This window comes from Chryseobacterium sp. 27AL (assembly GCF_057815395.1).
In genome coordinates this window covers 1-734 of sequence record NZ_JBYRIW010000035.1, presented here as the reverse complement: position 1 = coordinate 734, position 734 = coordinate 1, and the positions used below count along the sequence as shown (strand labels likewise).

Here is a 734-nt window from a genome sequence, read left to right as displayed (position 1 = left end):
TTCTTCCCGATGATGTATATTTCCACGTTTGTTTTGGATGGGTTTCCCGGTGTACAACTTCACTTTACTGTCTTTAATAACTTTCCAGTCATCCCATTTTAGAGGGTTTCCTGTTTCAAGAAAAGACTCAGTCTCTTCAAATTTTCTGTTTTCTTTGGAACGGATAATAAATTTCAAATTCTTTTCTCCAAAATCTTTCATCGTTCTTGTAGACTGCAGCCCTCTGTCTATGACGTAAATATTATCGTGGTGCTCTTCTTTTTTTACCTGGCTGAGAATAGCCGCAGCGAGCGCATTGTCTTCTGCCGAGTATTTTTGTCCCGTAAAAATCTCTACTGCCGAGGGTAAAACTCCATCAAAAGAAAAACTGAATTTCACCAGTTTCTTTCCACTTTTCTGGTCGATTCCTTCTTTGAGCTTACTGCAGGTATCGGCAACGATTGTGCTGTCCACTCTGATGAGATTATATTTTTCGATTTCAGATTTGTCATAAAGACTTGAAAACCGTTCATACATCTGCTCATAAATTTCTTTAAAATAATTAGAATCAATTTTTGAAAGCCGCTCTGAAATTGAACTTCTGCGTACTTTTTCCTCTTCTCCCAATCCAAATAATGCTTTAAATCCGCTGCTGTTAAAAGTATCTTCCAAAGTTCTCTGGCTTAATTTTTCATTATCAAAGATGCAAAATAAAAGCAGGTAAAACATTTTTTTACCATGCAGAACCTTGCTGT

At 36.6% G+C, this 734-nt stretch carries 1 protein-coding gene; it reads right to left on the bottom strand.

What is annotated here, in order from left to right:
- Nucleotides 1-708 (bottom strand): transposase (locus AC3WV0_RS18085; RefSeq protein ID WP_488847485.1); only part of this gene is annotated, 708 nt, incomplete at its 3' end.
- Nucleotides 709-734: the final 26 nt, after the last annotated feature.